We start from the raw sequence: 4,875 nt of genomic DNA on the forward strand, positions 1-4,875 counted from the left end.
TTAACTTTAAACTCTAAGACAAACATTTTACGCAGGGGGGACTTAGACAAAATCAGTATAGCACAATAAAAGTTAAGTTAACAAGATATAGTTTAAAAAGCCGTCCTAAAAGGACGGGGCTTTAACCCAAAATTTCGGTAAGTAAACTGTTCAGTATCTAACCCTCTGCCGATTGCCTCAGTTGATTCCTATTCAAATCAGGTAATTTTAGTTGCTCGCCATGGAAATCTGGATTATTTTACGTTTTTCAATCGCCGCTGCCATTATCGCTTTAGTTTGCTGGTCTTTAGCCAGTGCCGTGCGCGATAGTTGGCAAGTTGCCCGACGGATGCACTCCATCCCTTGCTCCCACTGCCGCTACTTTACCAACGATTATCGCCTCAAATGTAGTGTACAACCCAGGAGCGCCAACACCGAACAAGCGATCGACTGTGGCGATTATTTTCCTGATGCCTAGTCTGCCATAATACCGAAAAGCTTTTCGAGATGGTGCGAAATTTGCTAGTCTAGGCTAAATAGGTCTGAAATAGTATAGAAACGTGGATACAATTATTGGTCGGGGCAAAACAGCCCGTAGAGCTTACGGTATCGATGAAATCGCACTTGTACCCGGAGTGCGAACCCTCGATCCTAGTTTAGCCGATACCCGTTGGTCTCTCGGCAATATCGAGCGGGAAATCCCGATTATCGCCAGCGCTATGGATGGGGTGGTGGATACTAAAATGGCCGTCCTTCTCTCCGAGTTGGGGGCGCTAGGGGTACTAAACCTCGAAGGTATTCAAACTCGTTACGAGGATCCTAACCCGATTCTCGATCGCATTACCGCAGTCGGCAAAGCAGAATTCGTCGGTTTAATGCAGGAACTCTACGCAGAACCGATTAAACCGCAACTAATCGAGCTTCGTATCCAAGAAATTCAAGAAAAAGGCGGTATTGCGGCAGTTAGCCTCACCCCTGCCGGTGCCGTCAAATACGGTGCTATCGTTGCCCAAGCAGCGGCCGATATTCTCTTTGTCCAAGCAACCGTCGTTTCCACTGCCCATTTATCCCCAGAAGCTATCACCCCCCTCGATTTAGTACAACTGTGTCAAGAAATGCCCATTCCCGTGGTTTTGGGTAACTGCGTCACCTACGAAGTCGCCCTTAACCTGATGAAAACCGGGGCAGCCGGGGTTTTAGTCGGTATCGGTCCGGGGGCTGCCTGTACTTCTCGCGGCGTTTTAGGAGTGGGAGTTCCCCAGGCCACTGCTGTGGCCGATTGTGCCGCCGCTAGGGACGATTTTTTCCGAGAAACCGGTAAATACGTCCCCGTTATTGCCGATGGCGGCATTATTACCGGCGGTGATATCTGCAAATGTATCGCCTGTGGCGCCGATGCGGTGATGATTGGTTCTCCCATTGCCCGGTCCGTGGAGGCCCCCGGCCGCGGTTTTCACTGGGGTATGGCCACACCTAGTCCGGTTCTACCCCGGGGAACCAGGATTAGTGTGGGCAGTACGGGAACTATTGCCGAAATCCTCGTTGGACCGGCAAAATTAGATGATGGTACTCATAACCTCCTAGGGGCGCTGAAAACCAGTATGGGGACTTTAGGTGCTAAGAACTTAAAGGAAATGCAACAGGTGGAAGTGGTGATTGCCCCCTCGCTGCTGACGGAGGGTAAAGTCTATCAAAAGGCCCAGCAGTTAGGTATGGGTAAATAAAAGTTATCGGTGAACAGTGATCGGTTATCTGCTTCTCGGAGCAGTTTTTGATTTTTGCCAGAGATGGATTTTCTGCTTGGGATTACCATCACCTTCGGGTTCGGTTCTACCGACTGCCACTATCTCAAAAAACTGTTAAATTGGAAGGGAGCATCTCATTTATGCAAGCGAGTAATTATACTTGTCCCTAAAACTGGTTTCTAGCAAGGCTTTCAAAATAGCTTGACATAAAACCTGATTTAGGAGTTACAAAGGTGAAATGCTCCCAATTGGAAGAACCAAAAGGATAATTTAAAAAAATTGAGTTAAGGAGATCAAAGGTGTATAGAGAAAACGATCGCCCTCACAATTTATTCGGTACCGATAGTGAATTTTCCGAGAGTTTGTGGCAGTATGTCCAGACCTTAAGTCCCGAAACAATCGCCCAACTCTCGAAACCAGAATCCCAAGAGGTTTTCCAAGTGATGGAACGCAACATTATCGGACTTTTGGGCAACCTTCCTTCCGAACATTTCGGTGTCACTATCAGTACCAGTCGCGAACATCTGGGCCGGTTATTGGCCTCGGCAATGATGAGTGGTTACTTTCTCCGCAATGCTGAACAGAGAATGAATTTTGAAAGATCCCTCGCTACTCTCCAGAGCGGTTCTAGCGATTTTTAAAGTTGAGCGGTAGTTAGGTTAGTTGGAAAGGGAAAAAGAAGCAATCGGTAATCAGCTATCAGTTGTCCATTTTTAGTTGTCTTTTATTGCATTAGTTAGCCATATAACTTTTATCTGACTAATAACTGATAACTGATAACTGATAACTGATAACTGATAACTGATTAAAGACAATTTTGCTGCCAGATTAGCTCTTTTTCGATTCCCTGTTTTTCTCCGGGGGGGACAGTCCTTTCCCGCATGATATAAAGTTGCAGGGATTTAATTTGTTGATCACTACCGTGCTGCTGATTCCAGTTTTGACAGAGATACTGACCAAACTCTCCATAAACTGACCGACCGATAGCTCGATTAAGATTAATAAAATATACCCGCCACTGCATGGTTTTATACAAACGATTGCGATCGCTATCCGTGGGTTTATCCCAAATTACCGGCTGTCCTTCTCTAAATATATCTACCGTGGAACCATCGGCTAATTGACTGACTGCCACAAACCAAGCATCATCGCGAGGGGGACTAGGGGAAAAAATAGTCCAATATTGGTCTAAACGGGTAACTCTTGCCAGAATATCAATTGTATTAAAAGTACGACGGGTGAGCAAGCGATCAAGAGACTTAATTAGAGGTGTATTTAAATCGCCTCTATCGACCGATTGCCGGACAAAACTGCGTAAATTCCAGATACTCGTCAACAAGAAGAAGAAAATTACCAAAATATTTAAAGGTAAAGAGGATTTAATCGTCAGGGGACGAAACTTGAGAGGTTTGGTGAAATTGCCCATAAAACGACGATGGGAGGCAATCCACTCATAAATTCTCGTTCCCAGGGTCATAAGGGGCGGTAAACGCAAAATTGGCGCTAAAAACCAGAAAATTGGCGAAAGACTGACAATATAAACCAATGCTGACCATTTAAACCGACGTTTTCCCTGCCAATCTTCCACTACCCAAGAATTTTGGGCCACCATATCCTCGTATATTGAGGGGTTATCCTGCGCGACTAACAGGGGAGTGCCGGGTAAAATGAGAAACGTGCGGAGAAGATGAACAACTTTCTTGCAAAATCCACAATCTCGATCATAATTAATCCTTAAACCTTCCCTTTCTGGGTTTATTATCCGTTTTTGTCCCCAATCCCAGACTAAGCTAGGGATGATCGGCAACCAATAGGTAACACTCAAGAAAGGGAAAACCCCTAAATGTAGAATCAGCGCAAAAACCGTATGCAAGAAAATAAAGGAAACTACGGCGATTATTTTAAATAAACTATTGCGAAAGGGAACAAACATCAATAGCGGACCGAACCATTCAAAGCCTAGGGCTGAAATTGTCAGGAATTTGAGGAATTGCTGCGGTAAAGTCAGTAAAAAACTCCCGAAAGCGGTAGCGTATTGATCGTAACTAAGAGAGTAATAAACGGCTGTACCGTCGGGCCACCAAGTCTCACTTTTGAGTTTAAAAACCACTGACCACATATAGATATAACACACCTGTATCATAAAAGCCACCGTGGCAGCCGAAACTACGCGCTTGGGTAGGGGGTTGGGATTGGTGTTTAAGGCACTTTCCACGGAATAACAGGCACCGAGGGGTAAAAACATCGCCCAGAATAATACTGCCCGGATTACGTCATCGGCGGCAAATAGTAACAGGGGGTTGCGATGATGTAAAGAGACGATTAGCGCCCAAGTGGCGATCGTGGCTAAACGGGTATGATAGCCAATTAAAAGCAATAATGCGATCGCTATAGCGACAATAAACAGGATACTCTGCACCAGCACCGAGTCACTGAGAGCAAAAATAGACCAGTAAAAAGGACTAGCAGAGACTTTCGATAAGCTTCCTAGGGGTAAAACCCCCAATCCGCTGTAATGGGCAGTTACTTGGCTAAAACGAACCGATAAATCTACTAAAACCACTAACGCCAAGGCAATGCGAAATAAAGCCAGCGATCGCAGGTCAAACCCGAAAATCTCTGCCAGTCTTTGTCCAAATGATTTTGTCATTATCGCCATAGGATGATGATTCCCTCCACTTCTTCAATAAACCTACTTTTTGACTCTCCCCCGCTAACCGCTCGCACGGTGTAGCGGGGGATTCTTGGTTCATCTGCTCTTGACTAGATCAAACAGGTTTAACTGAACGATCCCCGTTAGATCGCCTCCGCAAGCGTTTTCTAACAGGGTCAGTCCGACCGCGTTTTTTCCTCGGTTCTCGATTACCTTCGCCGATGCCGTATCTCTCGGTTCGATGTGACCACAAGAATCGCATCGGTGAACTCTTTCCGATAACGACTTTTTACCAGTGAACGCGCCACAATTAGGACACTCTTGCGAAGTTCCGTTTTTATCAACCTTAAGATAATATCGCCAATTCAAAAATGAAACGCATCAACCTCAAGAGTTGACAAAGAAAGGCTCATCAGGTACTGTCTGATCATTAACAAAAACAAATCAGACCCAAAAACGAAGCCCCCAACATCTTAACATAGAACAAAGAAACTTGCT

4 protein-coding genes and 1 pseudogene are annotated in these 4,875 nt (G+C 45.4%); 3 read left to right on the forward strand and 2 right to left on the reverse strand.

The genetic code is table 11. The features are described from left to right. The first annotated feature begins 220 nt into the window (after positions 1–220). From O9332_RS14085 to O9332_RS14095, 3 genes are all read left to right on the forward strand, one after another. Positions 221–457, forward strand: coding sequence for a hypothetical protein (locus tag O9332_RS14085; protein WP_043996943.1), 237 nt, complete (start codon positions 221–223; stop codon positions 455–457). Positions 458–539: 82 nt separating this feature from the next. Beyond that, complete coding sequence (locus tag O9332_RS14090) at positions 540–1,703, forward strand: GuaB3 family IMP dehydrogenase-related protein (RefSeq protein ID WP_002758760.1); 1,164 nt, start codon at positions 540–542, stop codon at positions 1,701–1,703. Positions 1,704–2,023: 320 nt separating this feature from the next. Beyond that, a complete protein-coding gene (locus O9332_RS14095; protein WP_002758759.1) occupies positions 2,024–2,365 on the forward strand; it encodes a DUF760 domain-containing protein in 342 nt (113 codons plus the stop codon). A gap of 164 nt (positions 2,366–2,529) precedes the next feature. Here the strand turns inward: O9332_RS14095 and O9332_RS14100 are convergent, their stop codons facing one another. Together O9332_RS14100 and O9332_RS14105 are read right to left on the reverse strand one after the other, a co-directional pair. Next, the gene (locus tag O9332_RS14100; protein ID WP_002758758.1) at positions 2,530–4,383 is read right to left on the reverse strand and encodes a hypothetical protein; all 1,854 of its coding nucleotides are present in this window, start codon (positions 4,381–4,383) and stop codon (positions 2,530–2,532) included. A 90-nt stretch (positions 4,384–4,473) separates the two neighbouring features. Beyond that, positions 4,474–4,737: pseudogene (locus O9332_RS14105) on the reverse strand (zinc ribbon domain-containing protein); the annotation flags it as partial. Positions 4,738–4,875: the final 138 nt, after the last annotated feature.

It is taken from the genome of Microcystis sp. LE19-10.1B, assembly GCF_027530565.1.
GTDB lineage: Bacteria > Cyanobacteriota > Cyanobacteriia > Cyanobacteriales > Microcystaceae > Microcystis > Microcystis aeruginosa.